23 protein-coding genes and 1 pseudogene are annotated in these 21,067 nt (G+C 60.5%); 13 read left to right on the top strand and 11 right to left on the bottom strand.

Translation table 11 applies throughout. The features are described 5' to 3' along the window. Positions 1 to 342, top strand: coding sequence for a hypothetical protein (locus tag P9228_RS20245; protein ID WP_278055192.1), 342 nt, complete (start codon positions 1 to 3; stop codon positions 340 to 342). Between the two features lie 178 nt (positions 343 to 520). Then, a complete protein-coding gene (locus P9228_RS20240) occupies positions 521 to 772 on the top strand; it encodes a hypothetical protein (protein WP_245459665.1) in 252 nt (83 codons plus the stop codon). A gap of 11 nt (positions 773 to 783) precedes the next feature. On the opposite strand, the gene P9228_RS20235 is transcribed toward P9228_RS20240, so the two are convergent. From P9228_RS20235 to P9228_RS20200, 8 genes and pseudogenes are all read right to left on the bottom strand, one after another. Next, the gene (locus P9228_RS20235; protein ID WP_278055188.1) at positions 784 to 1,152 is read right to left on the bottom strand and encodes a response regulator; all 369 of its coding nucleotides are present in this window, start codon (positions 1,150 to 1,152) and stop codon (positions 784 to 786) included. Next, on the bottom strand, positions 1,149 to 2,603 hold the full coding sequence (locus P9228_RS20230; RefSeq protein WP_164757255.1) for a PAS domain S-box protein: 1,455 nt from the start codon (positions 2,601 to 2,603) through the stop codon (positions 1,149 to 1,151). Before P9228_RS20230 ends, P9228_RS20235 begins: the two co-directional genes overlap by 4 nt. A gap of 1 nt (position 2,604) precedes the next feature. Then, positions 2,605 to 4,140, bottom strand: a complete 1,536-nt coding sequence (locus P9228_RS20225) for an ATPase domain-containing protein (protein WP_278055472.1) — start codon at positions 4,138 to 4,140, stop codon at positions 2,605 to 2,607. A 622-nt stretch (positions 4,141 to 4,762) separates the two neighbouring features. Continuing rightward, a complete protein-coding gene (locus P9228_RS20220) occupies positions 4,763 to 6,007 on the bottom strand; it encodes a diguanylate cyclase (RefSeq protein WP_278055471.1) in 1,245 nt (414 codons plus the stop codon). 155 nt (positions 6,008 to 6,162) lie between these two features. Beyond that, complete coding sequence (locus tag P9228_RS20215; RefSeq protein ID WP_278055186.1) at positions 6,163 to 6,777, bottom strand: methyltransferase domain-containing protein; 615 nt, start codon at positions 6,775 to 6,777, stop codon at positions 6,163 to 6,165. Between the two features lie 112 nt (positions 6,778 to 6,889). After that, the gene (locus P9228_RS20210) at positions 6,890 to 7,207 is read right to left on the bottom strand and encodes a YMGG-like glycine zipper-containing protein (RefSeq protein WP_127246343.1); all 318 of its coding nucleotides are present in this window, start codon (positions 7,205 to 7,207) and stop codon (positions 6,890 to 6,892) included. A 162-nt stretch (positions 7,208 to 7,369) separates the two neighbouring features. Then, the gene (locus P9228_RS20205) at positions 7,370 to 7,516 is read right to left on the bottom strand and encodes a hypothetical protein (protein WP_278055184.1); all 147 of its coding nucleotides are present in this window, start codon (positions 7,514 to 7,516) and stop codon (positions 7,370 to 7,372) included. Between the two features lie 534 nt (positions 7,517 to 8,050). Continuing rightward, positions 8,051 to 8,246, bottom strand: a pseudogene (locus P9228_RS20200) (type II toxin-antitoxin system HicB family antitoxin); the annotation flags it as partial. 64 nt (positions 8,247 to 8,310) lie between these two features. Between P9228_RS20200 and P9228_RS20195 the strand changes: the two are divergent. Beyond that, positions 8,311 to 9,876, top strand: a complete 1,566-nt coding sequence (locus P9228_RS20195; RefSeq protein ID WP_278055183.1) for a recombinase family protein — start codon at positions 8,311 to 8,313, stop codon at positions 9,874 to 9,876. Continuing rightward, positions 9,873 to 10,730 carry a plasmid partitioning protein RepB C-terminal domain-containing protein gene (locus tag P9228_RS20190; protein ID WP_278055180.1) on the top strand — a complete coding sequence of 286 codons (858 nt, stop codon included), beginning with the start codon at positions 9,873 to 9,875 and terminating at the stop codon, positions 10,728 to 10,730. Before P9228_RS20195 ends, P9228_RS20190 begins: the two co-directional genes overlap by 4 nt. A 325-nt stretch (positions 10,731 to 11,055) precedes the next feature. Here P9228_RS20190 and P9228_RS20185 read toward each other — a convergent pair whose 3' ends face one another. Together P9228_RS20185 and P9228_RS20180 are read right to left on the bottom strand one after the other, a co-directional pair. Beyond that, on the bottom strand, positions 11,056 to 11,703 hold the full coding sequence (locus tag P9228_RS20185) for an outer membrane beta-barrel protein (RefSeq protein ID WP_278055178.1): 648 nt from the start codon (positions 11,701 to 11,703) through the stop codon (positions 11,056 to 11,058). A gap of 217 nt (positions 11,704 to 11,920) precedes the next feature. Then, the gene (locus P9228_RS20180) at positions 11,921 to 12,640 is read right to left on the bottom strand and encodes an HNH endonuclease (protein ID WP_278055176.1); all 720 of its coding nucleotides are present in this window, start codon (positions 12,638 to 12,640) and stop codon (positions 11,921 to 11,923) included. 69 nt (positions 12,641 to 12,709) lie between these two features. Between P9228_RS20180 and P9228_RS20175 the strand changes: the two genes are divergently transcribed. Genes P9228_RS20175 through P9228_RS20165 form a run of 3 tightly spaced genes read left to right on the top strand, consistent with a single transcriptional unit; the run spans position 12,710 to position 15,742 of the window. Continuing rightward, a complete protein-coding gene (locus tag P9228_RS20175) occupies positions 12,710 to 13,399 on the top strand; it encodes a hypothetical protein (protein ID WP_278055174.1) in 690 nt (229 codons plus the stop codon). After that, positions 13,396 to 14,253: a thermonuclease family protein gene (locus tag P9228_RS20170; RefSeq protein ID WP_278055173.1), complete on the top strand. Its 858-nt coding sequence runs from the start codon at positions 13,396 to 13,398 to the stop codon at positions 14,251 to 14,253. Before P9228_RS20175 ends, P9228_RS20170 begins: the two co-directional genes overlap by 4 nt. A 49-nt stretch (positions 14,254 to 14,302) precedes the next feature. Continuing rightward, entirely contained in the window at positions 14,303 to 15,742 is a 1,440-nt protein-coding gene (locus P9228_RS20165; RefSeq protein ID WP_278055171.1) for a P-loop NTPase fold protein, read from the top strand. Positions 15,743 to 15,926: 184 nt separating this feature from the next. Here P9228_RS20165 and P9228_RS20160 read toward each other — a convergent pair whose 3' ends face one another. Then, positions 15,927 to 16,631, bottom strand: coding sequence for a helix-turn-helix domain-containing protein (locus P9228_RS20160; RefSeq protein ID WP_127216365.1), 705 nt, complete (start codon positions 16,629 to 16,631; stop codon positions 15,927 to 15,929). Positions 16,632 to 16,714: 83 nt separating this feature from the next. Here P9228_RS20160 and P9228_RS20155 point away from each other — a divergent pair, with 83 nt between their 5' ends. From P9228_RS20155 to P9228_RS20130, 6 genes are read left to right on the top strand one after another with little or no spacing between them, the layout of a single operon-like run. Beyond that, positions 16,715 to 16,963 carry a YdaS family helix-turn-helix protein gene (locus tag P9228_RS20155; protein WP_127216364.1) on the top strand — a complete coding sequence of 83 codons (249 nt, stop codon included), beginning with the start codon at positions 16,715 to 16,717 and terminating at the stop codon, positions 16,961 to 16,963. Further along, positions 16,960 to 17,247 carry a hypothetical protein gene (locus tag P9228_RS20150; protein WP_278055166.1) on the top strand — a complete coding sequence of 96 codons (288 nt, stop codon included), beginning with the start codon at positions 16,960 to 16,962 and terminating at the stop codon, positions 17,245 to 17,247. Before P9228_RS20155 ends, P9228_RS20150 begins: the two co-directional genes overlap by 4 nt. Beyond that, a complete protein-coding gene (locus P9228_RS20145; protein ID WP_278055165.1) occupies positions 17,225 to 17,512 on the top strand; it encodes a hypothetical protein in 288 nt (95 codons plus the stop codon). Before P9228_RS20150 ends, P9228_RS20145 begins: the two co-directional genes overlap by 23 nt. Continuing rightward, positions 17,502 to 17,735 carry a hypothetical protein gene (locus P9228_RS20140; RefSeq protein WP_278055163.1) on the top strand — a complete coding sequence of 78 codons (234 nt, stop codon included), beginning with the start codon at positions 17,502 to 17,504 and terminating at the stop codon, positions 17,733 to 17,735. The genes P9228_RS20145 and P9228_RS20140 overlap by 11 nt, the downstream gene beginning before the upstream one ends. Positions 17,736 to 17,755: 20 nt before the next feature. After that, a complete protein-coding gene (locus P9228_RS20135) occupies positions 17,756 to 19,009 on the top strand; it encodes a P4 alpha zinc-binding domain-containing protein (protein WP_278055469.1) in 1,254 nt (417 codons plus the stop codon). Next, a complete protein-coding gene (locus P9228_RS20130) occupies positions 19,006 to 20,817 on the top strand; it encodes a phage/plasmid primase, P4 family (RefSeq protein ID WP_278055161.1) in 1,812 nt (603 codons plus the stop codon). The genes P9228_RS20135 and P9228_RS20130 overlap by 4 nt, the downstream gene beginning before the upstream one ends. Positions 20,818 to 21,067 lie beyond the last annotated feature (250 nt).

Here is a 21,067-nt window from a genome sequence, read left to right as displayed (position 1 = left end):
ATGAAAAATCTGGTGCGAGCTGCTGCGTTGCTGTTCGTCATGCCCGGTCCGGCCTTTGCGTACAGCGATGGGCAAATGGCGGTTATGTCCCATGTCGGGCAGGCAATCGCCGGCACCAGGATCTGTCCGAAACTGGAAATCAACGAAGGCGCCATGGCGCTGATGCTGGCCGCCGAGGACGTCAAGCTCGACGACCCGACGGTTGCCGCGGTCATTCGGAGCAAGGTCAAAGAAACCGTCCGGGCTTGGGAGGGCAAAAGCGAAGACCTCGCCTGCGCGGCAGTGCTGATGCTCTACGGGCCGAGCGGAAAGATCGCGGGACTGCTGCGCTTTAGAGACTGATTCCACGTCCTTCTCCATTCGTAATGACGGGATAGTAGGTATTGCCTACCTACATTGTCAAGTCTCAGGTAGGTGGTTGCTGCAGCCTTGGGCTGTGGATTTGTCGCACTGGCTCGCTCAGTTTGTACTTGTTTTGTTCTCAAGGCCGAGTCAGATTGACGCGGCTAAGGAGGCGGCATTGCTGACGTATTTTGTGGTTCAGAGTTTCAGGCTGACGCCTAAAGGGGCAATCACGCCCGGAGAAGCGGTGGAGGTCCAGGACGTCGAGCATGCTCTGCGCCTGGCACAAAAGCTTGCGGCGAGCTCTGCAGGCGTGGTTGCGTTCAGCCGGACCGGCGATCCTTCCACCGGAGAGTTCGAGGATGCCGTTGTCCTGTACGCCAACGGGGCAGTGCCGCTCCTCGAGCCTGAACTCCCCATTGCGTGTTGAAGCGCGGGGGGCTATTCAGAGCCGAGAGCGGCAACAGCAGCAAGAAGCTTCGCGGGCTCAACCGGCTTCTGCAGGCATGGAATGCTTGCGAACTCTTCCGGAATCATCGCCGCGTCGTAACCGGTCAGGAAGACAAAAGGTATGTTCCTCGCTTTCAAAGCGAAGGCCAATTCGAAGCTGGGTCCGCTGCCGAGGTTCACATCCAGCAGTGCACAGTCAGGTCGCTTTTCTTCCAAGAGTGCACGGGCGTCCTGGGCGGTGCTAACGGGACCGGAGACGCACGCCCCGGCATTCTCGAGGATCTGCTGTGCATCGTCGGCCAAGTAAAAATCATCCTCGACGATCAGCACTGTACGGCCGGCGAGAAGTTCGACGATCATGGACTCTTCCCGCTGGCGCTGAGGAGGTCGGCCGGCACGTCAGTTTGCAGGACGCTTTCGCTCGGCTTGAGCGGGAGGGCAATGCGGCAATGAAGACCGCCGGCGGTCAGGCGCATCTCGCCCGTGCCCTTCAACTCAAACGGGACCCGACGCGTGATCAGCTCTGTTCCGAATCCCTTTCGGATGTTTCCACGCGTTGAGATCTCCAAACCGCTTTCTTTCCAGTGGAACTGCAGCCAGTCCTGGCCTTTTCGCTCTCTGCGCTCCCAACGCACGTCGATTTGGCCACCGGGTGCGCCAATAGCGCCATATTTCGCAGCATTTGTGGCGAGTTCGTGGATTGCCAATGTCAGCACTTCAGCGGCTTTGGGCATGAGCAGGACGTGCGGCCCCTCGATCGAAATTCGCGAGGAATCGGCGGCTTGTGCCAGCAGTTCGTCGCGCACGATGCTATCCAGAACGACACCTTCTCCGGCCCAGCGTGTAAGCAGGGTCTGAGTGCGCGCTAACGCGGCAATCCGACCGCTTAACCGCTCTCGAAACTCCTGCGTTGTCCCCCCGGTGTCGCCCCTCTTCACGAGGGAGGCGACCGTCGCCAGAACATTGCGGACGCGATGTTGTAGCTCGGCGGTCAGCACGGCCTGGCGCTCCTCGTTGCGCTTGCGCTCGGTTATATCCTTTCCGATCTTCAGAAACCCTCGGATGGTCCCGTCCTCATTGCGAAGGGCTACCGTCTGGCCGTCAAGAAAAACGCGCCCCCCACTCTTGCTCTTATGCCAACGGATATTGGGAGCGACGCCCTCGGAGCGAGCGCGGCTGAGTTCATGCTCCGGCACGCCATTTGCCTGGTCCTCGGGCGTAAAGATGGAGGAGGTTGGCCTGCCAATCATTTCTTCTGCGCTCCAGCCGAACACGGCCGCCGCGCCCGGCAGCCAGTCGGTGATGGTGTCGTCCGGATCGCTGAGAATGATCGCATAGTCGCGGGCGTTTTCCACGATCAACCGGAAGCGTTCATTTCCATGCTCCAGTTCGCTTAGCAGCCTTCGAAGGTCATACTGGCGCTGACGCCCGCGCAGCGCTGCTCGCGTGGAACTCGTGAGAGTAATCGTCTCGACAGGGCGTTCCAGCAGCGTAACATTGCCGAGCGATGAAACAAGTTCGGCTCGCCAAGTGGCGGCCCGTTGGTGAGCCAGGTGGCTCGTGAGAATGATGAAAGGCAGGTCTGACCAGACAGGCTGGTTCTTTGTCCAGCTGATCAACTTGGCAATGTCCCGGCCAAACAGGCCTTCCTCTGTGGCGATCACGGCAAGGCATTGCGGTCCTAAACGTGTGACCAACGAGGTAAAGTCGGCACACACGATCGCTGCAATTCCGATGCGCGATAGAATTTCGACTGCTGCAGGGCCATCTCGCCCGATCGGAGCCAGCACAAGCACGACGCTGCCCTCCATACTAGGCGTCATCCCTGGCAGCGCGCACCGTTGGCAGCTCCTGATCGCTATTGTAGATCGGTGTGCCCGAGAAAATACCGGAGAATTGCGTCAGCGGCGGACCGAGCGCAATGCCCGCCGGAGTCAGCTGGAACTCACGGATGGTATGCTCGTGATTGCCGCTCCGCTTTTTGACCACCGAAAGTGCCCGCCGGACCGACCCGCCGAATTCGAAATAGCGCAGCATGAGCACCGCGTCGCTGAGATAGCTAATGTCGAGGGGAGTATCCATCGGGCCAACCAGGCCATGCTGAGCAAGTATCAAGATGGTCGTTACCCCCTGCTGTCCGAGATAGGTCAGCAACTCGTGCATCTGCAGGATCAAGAACCGCTCATCGGGCATCGCATTGAGATAGCCGTTCAAGCTGTCGATCACGATTATCCGGGCACCGTCGCGCTCGACGCTCGCCCGTACGCCCGCGGCGAATTCGCCCGGGGACAGCTCAGCCGGGTCGATCTGTTGGAGCCGTATATTTCCGGCGGCCAGAGCCTCATCCAGCGGCATCCCCAACGTTTGCGCTCGCGCCTCTATTGTGCCCCGGCCCTCATCAAAAGCAAAGTAGACCGCGTGCTCGCCACGGCCCGCCGCAGCCAGCGCGAATGTCAAAGCCAGTGACGATTTCCCCACCCCGGCGGCGCCGATGAACAGGGCATTGGTTCCCCGCTCAATTCCACCGCCAAGCAGGTTGTCGAGTTCGGCGTTGCCGCTCGGAGTAGCATCTCCCGCAAACTTGCTGTGGTGCTCGGCTGCAATGAGCCGCGGGAAGATTCTGAGTCCGCCCTTGACGATCGTGAAGTCATGGAAGCCGCCGCGGAACTGAATACCGCGCATTTTCATAACGCGGATGCGACGGCGCTCGGCCCCATAATCCAAGGCGAGCTGCTCAAGGTTGATCACGCCATGGCAGATCGAGTGAAGCTGCAGATCGGTGTCCGCCGATGATAGGTCGTCCAGCAGCACTACCGTGCAGCGTCGCGCGGTGAAAAAGTGTTTGAGGGCAAGAACCTGGCGTCGATACCGCAACGAGTTCTGTGCCAGCAGACGCAACTCCGAAAGGCTGTCAAAGACTACCCGCGAGGGATTCAGCGCCGCAACCTTCTCGAACACAAGGTTTGTCGTTTCGCTAAGCTCGACTTCGGCCGGATGGAGAATCGTCAGTTCCCGTTCGGGATCGAGAGACGTCTCGGGCGGGACCAGCTCGAAAACCTCGATTCCGTCCAGGTTCCAGCCATGCCTCTTGGCGACCAGCGCCAACTCGCGCCGCGTCTCTGACAGGGTGACGTAGAGGACGCGCTCGCCAAGCCGTACGCCCTGGAGAAGGAATTGTAGCGCGATTGTCGTTTTGCCGGTGCCGGGGCGGCCTTCGTAGAGATACATCCTATCGGGATCGAGTCCGCCCCCTAAGATGTCGTCGAGGCCTTCGCTGCCCGTGGATACCCGCTCGGTGCCTGTCTCCTCCGCCCGGAAGAAGTCCCCCTCAGCGACTTCGTCCCTCAATGCAAGCGGGAAAAGCTGGCCCGCCGAACCGGAAATAACGGCAAAACGGAGCTCGGGTTCCCGACGCTCCTCTGTCCACCGCCCGGGCGAAAGAGCGGCCGGGTCCGCCAAGTGGTCGCGTCAGCCAATGAAGCTTATCTTGGGACATTGGCGGCTGACCAGCTCAAGAACAGACATTGGCGGCTGACCAGCTCAAGAACAGCGGCTTGGCCCGAGCCGGATGAGCCCAAAATCACGTCGTTCCTGGAGGCGCGAACCTCAAAGGTAAATGCAGCCGTGTTTCTTGCCGCTCACAATGCAGAAGGCAAAGGTCCGTTCTTCTCGAGATGATGTCGACCCCGGATGACCAGGAAGGGAAACCGACAAGGGAAGACAATGAAGGGGAACGATACCCGGCGTTCACTGAAGCGCCATAGGGAGGTGCGCAACGGAGATCTTATCGACCGAACGCGGGCACTATTGCCAACAGCGCCAGACAAATCGAGCGATCCAGAAAGCTGCTGTCGCTAACGCCAGCAGCGCGTACAACGCCGGAGCGGGCGTGATCACGTTTCCCCCCGTCCAGATGATCTTGCGCCTCAGTACTGCCCTACGGCACTTGGGCGACCGTGGCGGCAGCCAATTAGCGTGCGACCCGAATGGTATGGTGCCCGGTTGACTCCGTCGTGTGGAGTTGCACCTGGTTACGGCCCGCTTGCTTGGCCAGATAGAGCGCTGCGTCGGCGTGACGCTGTAGCTGCTCCGGTGAGATGGCCTGGTCCGCGCTCTGAACCGCTACTCCAATGCTGAGGGTAACGCGGCGAACGCGAGAGCCTGGGTTAGGAATGGCTGCGGCCTCAATGCTCTTTCGAATGCGATCGGCCACCGAGGTCGCCTCTTCCTCGGTCACCCCGGGCAAAAGCACGAGGAACTCTTCGCCGCCGTAGCGGGCCAGGAGATCGTGATCGCGCCTGACGTTTTCCTGGATAATGCGGGCGACCTCGACCAGACAGCGGTCGCCTTCTGCATGGCCGAGGTGATCGTTGAGTTTCTTGAAGTGGTCGATGTCGCACATGAGCATTGCGGCACCGTCCAGGCAGCGTTTGTCGCTTCCCCAGATGCGGCCGAGCGTTTCCGTCATCCAGCGCCGGTTGGCGATGCCGGTGAGCGGATCGGTCCTTGCCAGCATTTCCAACCGATGGTTCGCTTTGGCCAGTTCGGCGACCCGGCGCCGATCGCGAAGTTCAAACAGGAAGGTCTTCTGAGCCAGAATTGTCATGATGCGTCGCGCGGCGACGGTTGCGAAGATACCACTGGCGAAGAACAGTGTCGCAGCGACGGCGCTCCCCAAGCCGATGGCCGGGTTCTGCAGCTGAAACACAAGATACAGCCCGAGCGCCAGCCCGGCGACGGCAACCGTCCAGGCCAGCGGGATACCGAAGATGATGATGGCGGTAATGGCAACGAACAGCATGACATTCAATTGCCGTTCATAGAACTCGCCACCGGCGCTTACGCCGACCAATGCGACGGACAGCAGGATGAGGAACATGCCCGCAATCAGGGAGGTTCCTTGCAGCCAGGCCGACTGCGGTTTTCGCCACGCGAAAACAACCGCCACTGCCACGGGCGGGACGATGGCGCCCGGCAGCAGCATGGAGTGCGCGACAGACCTAGGCAGCATCAGCATGTTGAGTGCCAGGGTTAGCACGTCCAGCAAGGCGACCCAGGTCATCCAAGCGCGAATGATTTTCGCCGTTTGCGGCCAGACACGTGCCCGAAAGCGGTTCCTTATCTCCCCGTTTAGGCGGATGTCGCGCGTGCGGCGTGCCAGAAGCCGGTCGACTTCGGCGGCGAGGGCAGGGTTTTCAAGTCCCTCGAGGTGCATCGGATCTGACACGGTCGCTATGCTCTAGACAGCCTTCCTCGTCGAACTCGTCTGACCCATTGGGTCGCTAAGAACCCGTTAGCATGCCTGGTTAAGATGAAGATTTGATTTCCAGCGGCGATAGCACTGCAATCAGCTCCTGAGCCGCGATCTGCTCATGCCTTCTTCGCGAATGCCCACACCATCAGCGGGTATTCCTCGTCGTTGCTGAGATCCCGCCACAGGCCGTAGGCCCGCACCGGCCCGCCGATATGCGCCCTCGCACAGGCCTTGTTGCCCCAGCCGAAGGCCTGCACGTCGTCTTCTGCGAAGCCGCCCTCGATCATGACCTGCTTCAATCCCGCTGGCGTCCAGCGGTTGTAGTCATGCGGGCGTGCATGCACCCGGAACAGGAACGGTGTCGCCACCATTGCCCAGCCGCCCTGTTTGGTCATTGAATGGATGTTGGCGGCGGCCGCGAGCGGCCGCCGCACGTGCTCGAGCACCTGGTCGGCAATGACAATCGAAAATTGCTCGTCGGTGCGGTCGCGGCAGATGTCGAACTCGGGAAAATCGACCGAGCGGTAGTTCGGGCACATCGCCCGCCAGTAGCGGTTCCAGCCCGGTGAGATTTCGATGACGTCGCGGGATTTGCGATTGGCCGCTTCGAGGAAGGCGGTAAAAGCCTCGATTTGGCGAATGCGCAACCAGTTGCGGGAATCGTAGCCGATCAGCCGTTTCACCGCGCGCTTGCCACGGTCCTTCAGCGCGCCGGCAAGGGTCGTCGTCATCTCGACCTCCTCTGCAGCCCGCCGCAGAGACGATTTTACATCGAGAAGCGTACAAAAGGATGACGGGGGGGGAGCCGGCGCAGAAAACGCCGTCTCCCAGTCACTCAAAGGATCAATAGTCGCCGTTGTAATAGCGATCGTCGCAGGGCGCGGTGTAGATCTGGCCGTAGCGGTCCCGATAGCGGCAGAGCTGCTCGCCGCGGCGCTGCGGGGTCGTGGCGCTGCCGACGACGGCGCCGAGCAGCGCTCCGCTCGCCGCACCGATCACCGTCGACTTGGTGTTGCCGCCGATTGCCTGGCCGACGAGCGCGCCGCCGGCGCCGCCGATCAGCGCGCCGGTGGTGGCACGCTGCTGGCCCTCCGTTTGGGTCTCGCATCCGGCAAGTGCCGCGGTCATCAGCACCGCCACAAAAACCTTCTTGATCATCATCTCCAGAACTCCTTCAAGCCCCAAAGACCAACTAAAACAGGGGCGTACCTGGCCGAAGTGGGCTCGCATTGCGGCGGAACCGCGGCGGAGCCCGCTCACGAACTGAGTCATGGTTTCCCGGCTGTTGAACAGGATGCTTTCCAAACAGGAAAGATGCGGGAGCTACATTTGCCCTTCCAGCCATTCCCGCAAATCGCGTTCCTGCTCGGTTTCGGAAAGCGGCGGCGACGGGCGCTTCCATACCTGCCAGACCATCGCCGACACTCCGGCTGCCCACAGGCCGGAGAAAACATGACTCAGGAAATTCATCCGACGATCCCGGACAGAGAAATGGAAGTTTAGCCGTGATGAATTTAGCAATCACTAAGATAATGGCAAGGCCGCGGTGACATTTGCATCCGCGCGTCGGGCGACGTGCCAGTGTCGGTCAACCCAGCGGGCAGACAATGGCTGTAAGCCACCCCTGCTTTAGAAAAACCTTAATTGCCCTATCGTAATGTTTGCAGACGGCTAGCGGGGGCCAGCCGACTGGGTTTGCGGCGTTGCAACGCCGGTGGGTCGGGTAACATGGAACTGGCGTTTTGCGAAGGCGAGTGCCAAGGGTGCGGCGGCACCGGCACGATGTTCGAATGTCCGAGATGGCGCAGCTCGAACGGCCATTGCTGCCCGGCAGGAACGCATCAACACAGATGTCCCGGCGTGAGCGTGCGTTGCGTGCAGTGCGACGGGACGGGCTCAGCGAAGCCGAGAGACATGCGACCTTCTTCTCGGCCGACCTGCTGACCGTGTCGCAGGCTTCAGAGGCACCGAGAAAGTGGCGAGTACGTCGGTTTTCGCTACCTGTTCGAGCGGCGTCGGCTCCGGAATCGATACGCCGTCTTCTATGAGCCCCTCGATGTGAAAGGCGAGCGCCTCCTCGGCGAGCCGACGCACTCCGGCAATTGTCCTGCCGGCCGGTGACGACGCCGGGGAAGTCAGGAAAGGACACTCCGTAATCGCTGGCGTCTTCTTTGTGGATCAACCCGATGTACTGGCGCATCGTTTCCTCTTGCCGCGCGGCGGCCGGCCCCTAGCTTAGAACACCCGCACGACGGTGCAAGGCGATGGACAAGTTTCCGGCCACTGACAGGCCTCCTGCAGGGAGGCCAAGGATCCGTGCGGCCCAGTATCTGCGCATGTCCACAGACAGGCAGATCTACTCGATCGACAACCAGAGAGATGCGATCCGCAATTATGCGAGCGTCATGGGTTATGACATTGTTGCGACCTATGAAGATCCCGGGCGAAGTGGCCTCAGCCTCGTGGGACGCCCAGGCTTGCAGCAACTGTTGGAAGATGTGGAAAGCCGGCGAGCCGACTTCGAAACCGTCGTTGTCTACGATGTGAGCCGTTGGGGGCGCTTCCAGAATACCGATGAAAGCGCCACCTATGAGTACCGGTGCCAGATAGCCGGAGTGCGGATCGAGTTCTGCGCCGAGCTATTCATCAACGATGGGAGCATCGGGTCCGACGTTCTGAAGGCGATCAAACGCAGCATGGCCGCGGAGTACAGCCGCATGCTGTCGAACAGGGTCTTCGCCGGTCAAAGCCGCATCGTCAAACTGGGTTTCAGCGGCGGTGGCCCCGCCGGCTATGGCTTCAGGCGCCTTCTTGTTGATGGCTCCGGAAATCCCAAGGCGATGCTTCATCGCAACGAGCGAAAAGGGCTGGCAAGCGATCGCGTCATTCTAGTGCCGGGGCCGAAAGAGGAGGTCTCCACCGTACGATGGATGTTCAATCAATTCGTGACGAAGGGAAAAACGGAAGCCGAAATTGCGACCGCATTGAACGCTCGCGGCCTGGTTACTGAACGCGGCCGACCATGGACCAAAGCATGCGTGGGCACGATACTGACGAGCGAGAAGTACATCGGCAACAATGTCTGGAATCGAATATCCCATAGGCTTCTACACGACCGGGTAAGAAATCGGCCAAGCGCATTTGTTCGCGCCGACGCTGTCATCGAGCCGCTCGTGACCCGGGCGCTTTTCGATCGTGCGCAAGCTATCAGGCGCGCGCGCGCTTACCTTAAGCCCGATGAGGAGCTGCTTGCCGATCTGACCAAGCTCTTGAAAGAGCGGGGGAAGCTGTCGAGCCCAATCATCGACGCCGCCCCCTTCTGTCATTCAGCCTCCATCTACGCGCACCGATTTGGAAGCATGAAGGCCGCCTACCAGTTGATCGGATACGACGCCTCGGCGAACTATCGGAAACTCGATGTCAGCAACCGGCTCAAACAGATCCGGCAGCAAGTCGTCGAGGAATTGATGTCGAACATTGACAAGGTCGGTGGTTCGGCACTGTACGATCCCAAAACAAAGCTTTTGCGCGTCAATGACGAATTCTCCATCGCGATATGGATCGCGCGCTATCGGATTATCGTCACCGGTTATCCACGCTGGATATTTTGGAATCGCGGTCTCGTGGGGCCAGATGTGACGATTTTGATCAGAATGGAGCCTGATCATCAAACTGTTCGTGACTTCCTCATTGCGCCCGCGCATCAAGCGCAATCCGCCCTTCGCATGCTCAACGCGAACAACGGCGTGCGCCTTGATGCCTTCCTCTTCGCTTCGCTCGATCCTGTCGTGGAGATGGCGAGACGAAAATCGATCTCGGCGATCCCGTGACAGTAACCAGGGCCGAGCTTCATCGCGTCGTCGAGAACAACCGGCATGCCACCCGTCTGACGAGCAATTTGCAGGCGCCGCAGAATCCATTGCGTGGCCCGGCATTCTTGCGGACCTATGAACGCCAATTCGATCGGATGCAGGATTTCATCAGAGAAGCCGTCGCAGCGCGGCATCAACTGCAAGTCGTCGTCAATGCCACCGGTCAGATCCTGGCCAACGCGTCGTTCCGCGCCTTGCTGCAGGCGCATGATCTCGCAACGCTGCCTTCTATCTTGACGCACGGTTCGCCAAGCGGCGGACCGAATTCCCGTTCTGAGGATCAGCAAGCCTCGTTGTGCACAGCCGAGCCGCAGCTTGTCGGCGGTGTCTGTCTCGAGGCTCTCGACCTCCTGAACGATTTCGGCGCCCCCTTGAAGATTTTCCCCTTGTTGCGAGAGGTCGTGCCGAGCCGGCAGGTTGAAATCGTGCGTCTCATGCTAGCGTTGGACCGGGTGCAATTTCGGGTGGCGAGAGTGTTGATCGCGCTCACACCACGATCGCAGCTCACCGATCCCTTTGCGCCCAGAAAGCAATATGAGGGCATCTCCCCGACGCAATTGGCTGACATGCAAACTGACCTGGCCAAGGTCAGCCATGAATATCTGAGCGCCGCCAGCACCCATGGCGCAACAGTGCTCAACCTGATCGCCGTTATCGGTTATATTGACAAATTGCTGAACAACCCCGCGCTAGTGCGGTTTATGGCGCGCAATTTTGCCGGGCACCTTGAGGTGTATCAGGAATTGCTCGACTTTCGCGAAAGTGGGTTTCAGAAACGTGCACCTATCGCTGAACAAAGCGCGTGGATTTGAGCTCTCCAATCCCCGCGAGGACCCGCTTCTCTTGTCAGACGTTTTCAGCTCGCTGAGAACCGTCCTCTTGCGCTGACGGGGCACCGGAGCGGCGCTCCCGCCAGGATGCACCCGTCAGTCGAGAACTTTGACGATCGTATAGCTTTCGAGGTCCACGACCACGATCCGATTGTCGATGACCGTGTATTCGTATTTCACGTTGTCCGGCGAGCCTTGTGAAGCTGATCGATTAGCGGCCGCGACGGCCAAGCCACTTGAGCCCGGGCCGTTAAAACGAAGAACGCCGGGCGATGCCGGCGTTCTAAACTCAACTCGCTTGCTACGGCTAGAACTTCAGGCCGATGCCGACGCGGAAGTCGTGAGCCTGTACCTTGTGCTCCAGCACGCAACCGCCGCCGCAATAATCGAAGCTCTTCTTGCCGAAGAAGGAAAAGTCGTACTCGCCGCGCAGGAAGACGTTGTTGGTCAGCGGCACGTCGATGCCGGCCCCGACAATCCCGCCAACGATCGTTCCGTCCCGTTCCGCAAAGCCGACCGCGTCGGTTTTCAAGTCCGACACCGTTACACCCGCCGTCAGATAGGGCAGGTATCCGCCCAGGTCCATGCCCACGCGGCCCTTGAGCGAGCCGAAGAGACCGAGCGACTCGTCGAGGTCGCCAGGGCCTGGCACGTCGTGGAAGTGGCCCTTCTTGAACCGGTAGCCCAACTCGCCTTCAACGCCGTAGACGATGTTGCCCGACTGGAAGTTGTAGCCGACAAAACCGCCGATCGTCGGCGAGCCTACGTTGTGCGTCACGCTGCCGATGTCGGGCTCGCGGATGTTATAGTGCTCGAGCGTTCCGGCTCCGAAGGCACCGGCATAGGCGCCCTGCCATGTCCATTCGCTTGTCACAGCCGGTTCTACGATATCGGCCGCCATAACAGGGCCGCAGACAGCAAGGCCGAATACGCAAGCAAGCAAAAGAGATTTCATGTTTGTCCCACCGCTATTTAACGTTGACTCGATATATACCGCACAGCGCGCCGGATTGCTGTTGCGAAAACATCACGGTGCAGTGGTTCTGAAGTCGGCCGGTGGATAACCGAGGAGGTTAACTGGCGGTCTCTAGACCCGATGTCTCCTTTATCCTGTCTCAAAGGAGGCGCCGCGTTGCCGATCACCTTGGAGTTCACCAGCACTCCCTTGTTACCTAAACCAAGGCTTTCCGTGCCTCTGCCGCCTCCGGAATTCCCACCCAACGCTTGTTATCTACGATCAGCCGATGAATGAAGCGATGACAGCAGGCGCACAAAAGCGCCATGTCCGAGAGGCGGGTGGTTCGCTCCCCCTCGGCCGCGGCCAGTGGGATGGTGTGGTGGCCCTCAAAAAGACTTTCGGCGGCCCGAGGAGCATTTGCGTTCACGGCGAAGTCGCAGATTTCGCATCTGAGTCCGTTTGCGCGGCGCGCTTCGATTAGCTTTTCTCGCAATCTTCCATCTCTCTGCCGATGGCGGGCGGCCAGCACCTTACCCTCAGTAACTTCAAACTCGTCATCTCGAACGAGCACAGTCGCCGCCTCGTCAGATAACGCTTGTCGAATTGCATTGGCTATCTGCGCTAGGTCCAACTTTCGTACAGTTGGAAACTCGACAACGACTTTTCTATCCATATCGGACGAACTTAGCCTCCGCTCGGGATTGAGCGCAGAAAACAAGTTCTGAGTTTTCAACGCTACGCCATCGGCGTTGCGAAAACTCTCCTTTCGATTTGTTTCGGGGTAGATGCGCGCCGCCCGCAGAAGCCGCGATAGCTCGGCAGCGTCGGCATGGTTTTTGTCGATTGGCTTCCCGTGGCGATAGAGCAAGTCCAGGGCCAGCAAAGTCTCGTCACGGGTCCATTTCGGATTACCTGAACCGCTGGTCACAGGCATTTCGGTGCTCCATCGCAATCACGTCTTAGGCGGTCCGCAGCGTCCCTTCAGAACGGCTATTTCGGTTTCGTGGTCGCCACCAGACATAGACGAGACCGGGACGCCGATAAGGAACACACCCAGAGCATCGCCGGTTGCTGCCTTGTTCTGCTGATTGGTCAGAACCGCCAGACGCTCTTTGTCCGCCTGAGTGCAAGGGCCAGCATTCGGCACGCCTGCTATTTTGTCCGGTGGCGTGGCGCAGCCCGCGATGCAAACGAAAGCAGCGACGGTCAAAGCAAACCGCTTCATAGTCCCCCCAATATGTCCGACCCGCTGCCAACGTTGCTTAGCCTGGCGCGAATGGCAAGCCGTCAAAGCGGGATTCGACAACAAAATGCACATGGAGCATTATGCCAGCCGGTGTCGGGGGATGCCTCAGTGGATTTGCTATCGTATTTTGCCGCAGCGAGTGTGGTGCTGTTGTCAGGCTGTGCTGCCGACTATTTGAACAATTACGATACGATGACGCTTGCGTCCGGCGACGCAAACAACACCAATTCGCTTCTGCAAACGGTCGATCCGTTCAATCCGAACAGCAACAACACCCATATTGAAGGCGACGGGCAACGCAGCGTGGCTCTGATCCAACGCTATAGATCGTCTGCATCAGGCGGAGGCGGCTACACTGGCAATTGTCCGACGGACGAAAGCAGGGCGGCGGATGGGTCGCGCTGCGGCGGCCGCTCGGCCGAGAGCCGCCCGGGCGGCGCGCCGTGATCGGCATTGACAAGTCTCGTCACGACAATCGCTCCAGCCAGTGGCGAGGGCGCGCAGGCTCCAAGCGCTCGCGCGCCAGGCGATGGGCAAGCGTGCCGCTTTGTCTTGTGCTCGTGACTGTGGCTGCGTTTTCTGCGTTGGTCACGCAATTCGTCATGCACAACAGCGGATCGCTGCCGGAAATCAACCTGCAGAACATCTTCAAGCCGCGGCCGGTGTCAGTCGCCGGCATCGCCTCGGTGATCGACGGCGACACGATCGAGATCCACGGCCAGCGCGTACGCCTCAACGGCGTCGACGCGCCCGAGAGCCGGCAATATTGCGACGATGCCAAAGGCTTTGAATATCCCTGCGGCCGCCGCTCCGCCGAGGCGCTGGACAAATTCCTGGCGGCCTCCAGGCCGGTGCAATGCGCATTTGTGACCTGGGACCGCTATGGGCGCTTCGTAGGCAATTGCACACGGGCTGACGGGACCGATGTCGCTGCCTGGATGGTCGAGCACGGGCAGTCGCTGGACTGGCCGAAATACAGCGACGGCGCCTATGCGGCACAGCAGGCCAAGGCACAGGCTGCAAAGCTGGGCCTATGGGTCGGTAACTTCCAGTCGCCTTGGGACTGGCGGGCGCAGCACAGCGATGACCCGCAGGCGCCGGCGACGCCAACATTCGCGCTCGGCAGCGGCAGCGCCGGTTGCACCATTAAGGGTAACATTTCGGCGGAAGGCGAGCGGATCTACCATCTGCCCGGGCAGAAATATTACAGCGTGACGATCATCAACCAGGCGAAAGGCGAGAGGTGGTTCTGCTCGGAAGCGGAGGCTGCTGCAGCCGGATGGCGGAGATCGAAGCGCTAACGACAGCGAAGTCGGTAAGTCAGTCAATACAAACAACAAGGGGACGATTTTGAGCAAGCTGGACGAGATCTGGAGTCGGGATCTTCTTAATCGGCGAGGCGATGCTGATTTCTTGGAAAAGTTCATAGCAGGGCAGGTGCGAACTAGATTGCAGGAAGGTGCACGCGGGTCATTTGCGATCAACATTGATGCCGACTGGGGAGCGGGCAAGACGTTCTTCGTGGAACGCCTTGCGCAACAACTTCATAATTCCGGCCACGTGGTTGCGAGGGTCAATGCATGGCGGGATGATTACCTTGATGATCCTTTCGTCGCGGTGCTAGCCGCAATCGACGAGGCGATTGCCCCTTTCGTCAAGAAAGACAGTGAGATTCAGAGCGCGTGGAAGGGGGTTAAACGAGGTGCTGTTCCCGTTCTTGGCCGAGTTGTATCGGGGGTAGCAAAGACGGTCGTCCGGAAATACGTCGGCGAAGAAATCGATGAACTTTTGAAGAGCGATCCGGAGATTGGGGGAGATGCAGACGCCCCAAATTTAATCGGAGAGCTCGTTAGGTCGGGCACCGAGAAGGTTACAATCGAAATCGAGAGCGTGATTGATCAAGGCACGCAAAAGGTGATCGACCAATTTAACGAAAAGCGCAAAGCCGCCGATGACTTCCAGACGCGTTTGACCAATGCTGTCGCGGCAATCGGCAGCGAGAGGCCCTTGCCCTTCTATGTCATCGTTGACGAGCTCGATCGGTGCCGACCATCATACGCTGTGGCACTACTGGAACGGGTGAAACATTTGTTCGGCGCGCCGAACATCGCTTTCGTTTTTGCCACCAATTCCGACCAACTCAGGCACAGTATAGCGGGGATGTATGGTGCCGGATTCAACGGCTTCAAATACCTGAAGAGGTTCTTTGAAATTACTTACCAGTTGTCGGATCCCGATATTTCGCAATTTGTGGCGGTCAATGCGCGGACAATAACGGATTATCATTTGCGCGCTCCAGGCGACGACGTTGCAAGATTTTTGCATTTAACCTTTGACGCCTACAAATTGAAAGCAAGAGATATCAAGAGAGTTCTGACCTTAGTTGAAAATGCCGCTATCGCTTGGCCTCACAAGCAGGCAATTGACCTATCAATATTGCTGCCGCTAGCTATCTCATATTACAAGGACGGTGACCCTAGTTGGCGTGACGCTCTGGCGAACATTCCTGACAACCTGTCGATCGACATCGACGGTGACCGCAGATATGGAAATCGACCATACACTTTGAATGTTGAAAATATATTTTCGAGATTTGTCGACATAAACAGCGATAAAGTCGCTTTCAAGTCATTTATGGATAGAGAAAATAACAGTATGGAAGACAGGTACGTTCTAAGTATTGTTAATAATGACTGGGATCGCGTCATGAATCAGGGCTGGCGAACAGTTCACGATGAGCTCGTGGCGCTTGTAGCGCATGCGGGCAGCATTAAACCGCCTAGTGAGTGAGTTGCGCCGGTAAGCACAATGGAGGGCTCTCCGTCAATCAAACCGAAATCACCCCTGCACGATTACCCTAGCCATAGCTGCAGCATTGCGGGATCGTTGATCGTTGCATTTTTGGGGGTTGGGCCGCTATTTGCCTCGGCCAGCGTCTGTTCGGGTATTTCCTGCTCGGCAAGCCAGACGCACGTCACCGAGCATTGTACTTCCCGACTACCCGATGGCAGATCGGCCAGTCGACGCGGCTCTCGGTAAACGTCTTCGCCGGCCGGTATTGCTCCAGCGTCCATTCGCGATCGTTCATGCCGAGCAGGCGTTTGATGATCGCTTCCTCATCGCCGCGCTCCTTGGGCGGCGTGTGGAAGAACACCGCGTCGGAATCCCGCGCCGGCTGCAGATGAGGGTTCACCAGCGCGGTGTCGCCGGGCCAATAGGCCGGGATCATGGATTCGCCGCGCACCAGGATGCCGTAGCCGCCGCGAACATTCTGCAGCACCGCCGGCCGCTTCACCCAGTCGATCGCCTCGAAGGTGACGATCATGTGGCCTTCGCCGCCCATCGCCGCGGCGTAGATCGGCAGGTCGCGACCGCCGACCAGCTCGTCCCCGGGAATGATCGGCGTTCGCGCCGCTCTCGGCTTCGGCTCGCGCACAATCGGCACAGGTGCGGCGCCGGAGGCGTCGAGCAGCCAGGCGACATCGGTCTTGAGCAGCGCGGCAAGCTCGGGCAGCCGCTCCATGGAGGGGCGGGTGGTGTCCGCCTCCCATTGGGTGACCGAGACCCGCTTGATGCCGAAATGGTCAGCGACGTCGTTCTGCGTCAGGCCGGCAGCCTCCCGCGCCTGGCGCAGGCGCTGGCCGAGGGTTGTCGAGTCGGTGCGTATGGTCGCGATCATGCCGCAGCATAGTAATTATTACTTACTTTTTTGCAAGCAATTGCCTGTTGACATAGTAGGTAGGTAATACCTACCATCAGGCCATGATCGAAATCGTCAGAATCGCAGCCGCCAAGGTTGGCGGATTGGGTGCGCTTGCCTTGCATCTCGGCATCCGTCACCAGGCTTTCTACTCGTGGAAGCGGGTGCCGGCCGAACGCGTACTTGACATCGAGCGCGCCACCGGCATCTCGCGCCATGCGCAGCGGCCGGACCTCTTCGGTCCCGAGATCCTTGCCGATCCCGCATCCTCCCAAGCCGGGACCGGCAGTGGCGAGGAGGTGCCGCGATGAGCCGCGCCTCCTCGATCAAAGCGGCGGCGAATGGCCGCAAAAGCCGGAATGCGCCGGTGGATTTCACGCTCTTCGCGTTCCTAGAAGCCCGGCGCATCCATCGCGGCAAGTCGCCGACGCGTGTGGCGAAGGAAGCCGACGTCGAGGTCGATGCGGTGTTTCGCGCCGCGCGCGGCCGAGATCCTGGCCTCGACGAGTTCCTCGCGCTCTGCGCCTGGATCGGCGAGGAGCCGGCGCTGTTTCTGAAAAAGGAGGTCAGGCATGGTCAGGCTCGCTGCCTATGACTATCGCGAACTCGGCAAGCTGTTGCGGGCGAAGCTCAATGAGGACGGCCGCGGCTGGCGCGTCTGCGCCGCAGACATCGGGGTAAGCGCTTCCGACCTTTCGCGCATCTGCAACGGCCAGAGCGTCTCGGCACCCAAGGTCATCGCGGTGTGCGACTGGCTGAGGCTTTCCTTCCGCGCCTTCTATCTGCCGCCGCGACGTTATGCCGGCGCGATGTTTCACGGGACGAGCACTGAAACGGGGAGCACCTGCGATGCTGGATAGACCTGCAAAAGCGATCTTCGGAACGCCCGGCAGCATCGACGCGGCGACGCTCTTCAAGCTGCCTGTGCCGATGCAGGCCGAGGGCGTGCGGCTGCTGTTCGAAATGGGCCAGAGCCTCGAGCAGGTGCGGGCGCGGCTGGGGCTATCCGCGCGGCAGTTGCGGGCGCTTGCCGCGGAGGAAGGCACGTTCTCGCGTGGCGGCGAGGGGATCGGAAAAGAGTAACAGGAGCCGCTGTTTTGAGCATGCAGTCTGGTGGCTTCGTCATTGAACAGTTCGTCGAGGAGGCGCGCGCCGTCTCGATCGACGCCGCCGCCAAACGGCTCGGCCTGAAATTCACCGGCCGCCGGCACGAGCACCCGCAGCCTTGCCCGCATTGCGGCGGCACGGACACCTTTGCGTTCAACACCGCCAAGAACAAATGGAACTGCCGGGCCGGCGGTGCTGGCGGAAATGACGGCATCGGCATGGCTGCCCATTGCGAAGGCCTCGACCTGCATGGTCGCGCGGCCTTGCTGGAGGCGTGCTCCATTGTGCTCCAGCAGCCGATCCCCTGCGACGTGAGCCAGGAACACGCGGCCGAAGCCACCGCTCGCCGCAGCCGCCTTGAAGAGCGCCGGCGGCTGAATGAAGCGCAGGCGGCTGAACGTGTCGGGCGGCAGCTCGACTATCGCGAAAGGGAGCGGCAAAAGGCCAGGTCCATCTACGAAGCCGCGGCACGCGTCGGCCGATTTGGGAGGCTGGTCCTCGACTATCTCGAGGCACGCGGCTGCGGCCGCATTGGCGCCTCGCAATGGCTGCGCTACGCATCGGAGCTGGCCTACTGGCACGGCAACGATCAGCGCGGTCGGCCGAGTAAGCTCCATTCTGGGCCGGCGATGGTCGCGCCCTTCATCAATGCCGACCTGGATGCGATCGGTTGCCACATCACCTGGATCGATCTGGCGCGGCCGCCGAAGTTCCGGCCGCTGCTCACCGATCTGGCGACCGGCGAGCCCCTGCCGACCAAGAAAATGCGCGGCACGAAGAAGGGCGGGTTGATCCCGCTTTTCGGCGATCCTTCCGCCGCACGGTGGGTCGGTGGGGAGGGGATCGAGAACGGGGCGGCATTCGCCTGCTGGGAGAACTGGCGCGAGGACACGTTCTATTTCGCCGCGGGCGATCTCGGCAATCTTGCCGGCCCGGCCGTTCCCGCCTCGCGGTTCGCCCATCCGGAATTGAAGAAGCCGGATTCGAAAGGCGTGCCGCGACCGCTGATGATTGCCGGCCCGATTCCTCGACCTGGTCAGGACCCCGAGGACGCCATGTGGGTGGGCGAACAGGTCACTGAGCTGGTGCTGCTCGCCGATGGCGACTCCGAGCGCGTTATGACCGCGGCGGCGATGGCGCGCGCCCGTGCCCGGCATGCGCGGCCAGGCAGGGCGATCCCGATCGTATGGCCGCGGCCTGGCTGCGATTTCGCCTCCATGGCTGCCGAAGCCGCGAAGAGGGTGGCGTGAGCAGCAAGAAGCCCGTTATGCCGGACCAGGTGGCCGCCGTGCTTGAGGAAGCTCAGCGCCAGGCGGCCGCCTATGCCAATGAGCCCCGATCCCCCTTGCCTGGCGCGGGTGAAACGCGGCGGCAGCTTCCCGAACAGCCCGACGAGCAGTCGGTGCTGAGCGACTGCGCCTCGGAACCGGAAACGGATATCGGCAATGGGCGCCGTTTTCTGATCCGCCACGGCTCGCGCGTGCTGCATGTGGCGCGCGTCGGCTGGCATGGCTTCGATGGCACGCGGTGGAAAGAGGATGAAGATGGGTCGGTGGTCCGGCCGCTGGCGCAGAAAACCGCCGAATTGATCTCGGCCGAGGCCGCGCTGCTGAGCGCGACCGAAGATGAGGAGAGGGCCCTGGAGGCCGGCCGGAACGCTCGCCTGGAGCGCAAGCGCTTGGGCGCGCCGAAGAAGGACTGGGACGCCCGGAAGCTCGGCCGGTTGATGGAGTTGGAAGACATCATCGACGCGGCCGATGAGGCGCGGAAGAGTGCCAATGCGAGGAAATCGTCACGGCATCGTCATGCGAAGAGCTCGGCCGGTTCGTCGAAGCTGGACAACATGATGAAGGAGGCGCTGCCGCATGTGGCCCGAATGGTGGGCGACCTCAACAGGGATGTCTACGCCTTCAACTGCCGCTCCGGCACGCTCCGGTTTGTGCGGATGGAGCATGAGGAGTCGGATCCGCAGGACCCTGTTTATGAGTGGCAGGCGCGCCTCGATGTTCACAATCCCGTCGACCTGATTTCGAAGAGCGGCGAAGCCGAGTATCGGCCGCAAGCTGCGGCTCCGGTGTTCGACGCCTTCCTGAATGAAGTGCAGCCGGATCCCGAGATCAGGGGCTTTCTGCAACGCTTTGCCGGCTATTGCCTTCTCGGCCTCACCGTCGAGCAATGCCTGGTGTTCTTCTACGGCGCCGGTTCGAACGGCAAGTCGACCTTCGTCGACTTGCTCTGCTCGATCTTCGGCGATTTCGCCGTGACGCTGTCGATCGACAGTTTCGCCGGCGACACCAGGCGAGGGGGCAATGAGGCCACGCCAGACCTCGCGCGCCTGCCGGGGGCACGGCTGGTCGCGGCATCGGAACCCGAAATGGGCGTAAAGCTCAAGGACGCGCTGATAAAGACGCTGACCGGCGGCGAGAAGATCGCGGTGCGGCGGCTGCACCAGGATTTCTTCGAAGTGGTGCCGCAGTTCAAGATCCTGCTTTCGGGCAACCACAAGCCGCGCATCGACGATACCTCCGACGGCATCTGGCGCCGCGTCTACCTCGTGCCGTGGGAAGTCCAGATCTCGAAGGACAGGATCGATCGTGATTTGCCCAAGAAGCTGCGCGCCGAAGCCGACGGCGTCTTCGCCTGGCTGGTACGGGGAACGCTGGACTACCTGAACTATGGGTTGCGACCACCGGAAAGCGTGCTCGCCGCGACCCGCGAATATCGGGAGGAGAGCGATCCGATCGGCGCCTTCCTGCGCAACACCTGCATCGTGACTGGCAAGGAGGATGACGAGATCTCGCCCGGCGATTTGCATCTCGGCTACGCCAACTGGGCAGTCCGCGAGGGTGCGGCCGAGTTCAAAGCCTCTACGTTCTCGCGCAAGCTTCCCGACTACACCCGGCTGACATGGCGATCGCCTGACGGCGCGATGAAGCGCTTCTGGAAGGCGAAAAGCGGCACGACGATTTACCGGGGCATCAGGGTCAAGGACGAGTTCGTCAGGCCGCCCGGCCGCGATCCAGGCCCTTCGCCGGAGGCATACGGCTTTGAGGGCTGACCCTTTCCCCATTTTGGCGCGAAGGTCGCGAGGGACGGTAGATTGCGAGTTGGGGAAGGGAGCCGGACTGAAAGGGTTTGGGAAAGCAGCAGGTTAGGAAGCAAGGGACGCTGGGGTCGATTTTTCTCGGTTCGTCCGTGCGCGGGTGAGATCAAACGAAGGACAAAGAGGGATGGCGGGTGTTTCATGTATGGCGCGGATTTCATCGTCCCTTTCGACCCTCCCGTCCCGACATCCCGGCTATCCTGCT

The sequence above is a fragment of the Mesorhizobium sp. WSM4898 genome, from assembly GCF_029625845.1.
Classification (GTDB): domain Bacteria; phylum Pseudomonadota; class Alphaproteobacteria; order Rhizobiales; family Rhizobiaceae; genus Mesorhizobium.
Note: the sequence above shows the minus strand (reverse complement) of the source record. Positions and strands in the feature narration are given on the sequence as shown.

Bases quoted from the DNA above. Each gene is read 5' to 3' on its own strand.
- P9228_RS20245 (WP_278055192.1), top strand. From the start codon at position 1: ATGAAAAATCTGGTGCGAGCTGCTGCGTTGCTGTTCGTCATGCCCGGT.
- P9228_RS20235 (WP_278055188.1), bottom strand. From the start codon at position 1,152: ATGATCGTCGAACTTCTCGCCGGCCGTACAGTGCTGATCGTCGAGGAT.
- P9228_RS20230 (WP_164757255.1), bottom strand. From the start codon at position 2,603: ATGGAGGGCAGCGTCGTGCTTGTGCTGGCTCCGATCGGGCGAGATGGC.
- P9228_RS20220 (WP_278055471.1), bottom strand. From the start codon at position 6,007: ATGCACCTCGAGGGACTTGAAAACCCTGCCCTCGCCGCCGAAGTCGAC.
- P9228_RS20215 (WP_278055186.1), bottom strand. From the start codon at position 6,777: ATGACGACGACCCTTGCCGGCGCGCTGAAGGACCGTGGCAAGCGCGCG.
- P9228_RS20210 (WP_127246343.1), bottom strand. From the start codon at position 7,207: ATGATGATCAAGAAGGTTTTTGTGGCGGTGCTGATGACCGCGGCACTT.
- P9228_RS20205 (WP_278055184.1), bottom strand. From the start codon at position 7,516: ATGAATTTCCTGAGTCATGTTTTCTCCGGCCTGTGGGCAGCCGGAGTG.
- P9228_RS20195 (WP_278055183.1), top strand. From the start codon at position 8,311: ATGGACAAGTTTCCGGCCACTGACAGGCCTCCTGCAGGGAGGCCAAGG.
- P9228_RS20185 (WP_278055178.1), bottom strand. From the start codon at position 11,703: ATGAAATCTCTTTTGCTTGCTTGCGTATTCGGCCTTGCTGTCTGCGGC.
- P9228_RS20180 (WP_278055176.1), bottom strand. From the start codon at position 12,640: ATGCCTGTGACCAGCGGTTCAGGTAATCCGAAATGGACCCGTGACGAG.
- P9228_RS20160 (WP_127216365.1), bottom strand. From the start codon at position 16,631: ATGATCGCGACCATACGCACCGACTCGACAACCCTCGGCCAGCGCCTG.
- P9228_RS20155 (WP_127216364.1), top strand. From the start codon at position 16,715: ATGATCGAAATCGTCAGAATCGCAGCCGCCAAGGTTGGCGGATTGGGT.
- P9228_RS20150 (WP_278055166.1), top strand. From the start codon at position 16,960: ATGAGCCGCGCCTCCTCGATCAAAGCGGCGGCGAATGGCCGCAAAAGC.
- P9228_RS20145 (WP_278055165.1), top strand. From the start codon at position 17,225: ATGGTCAGGCTCGCTGCCTATGACTATCGCGAACTCGGCAAGCTGTTG.
- P9228_RS20140 (WP_278055163.1), top strand. From the start codon at position 17,502: ATGCTGGATAGACCTGCAAAAGCGATCTTCGGAACGCCCGGCAGCATC.
- P9228_RS20135 (WP_278055469.1), top strand. From the start codon at position 17,756: ATGCAGTCTGGTGGCTTCGTCATTGAACAGTTCGTCGAGGAGGCGCGC.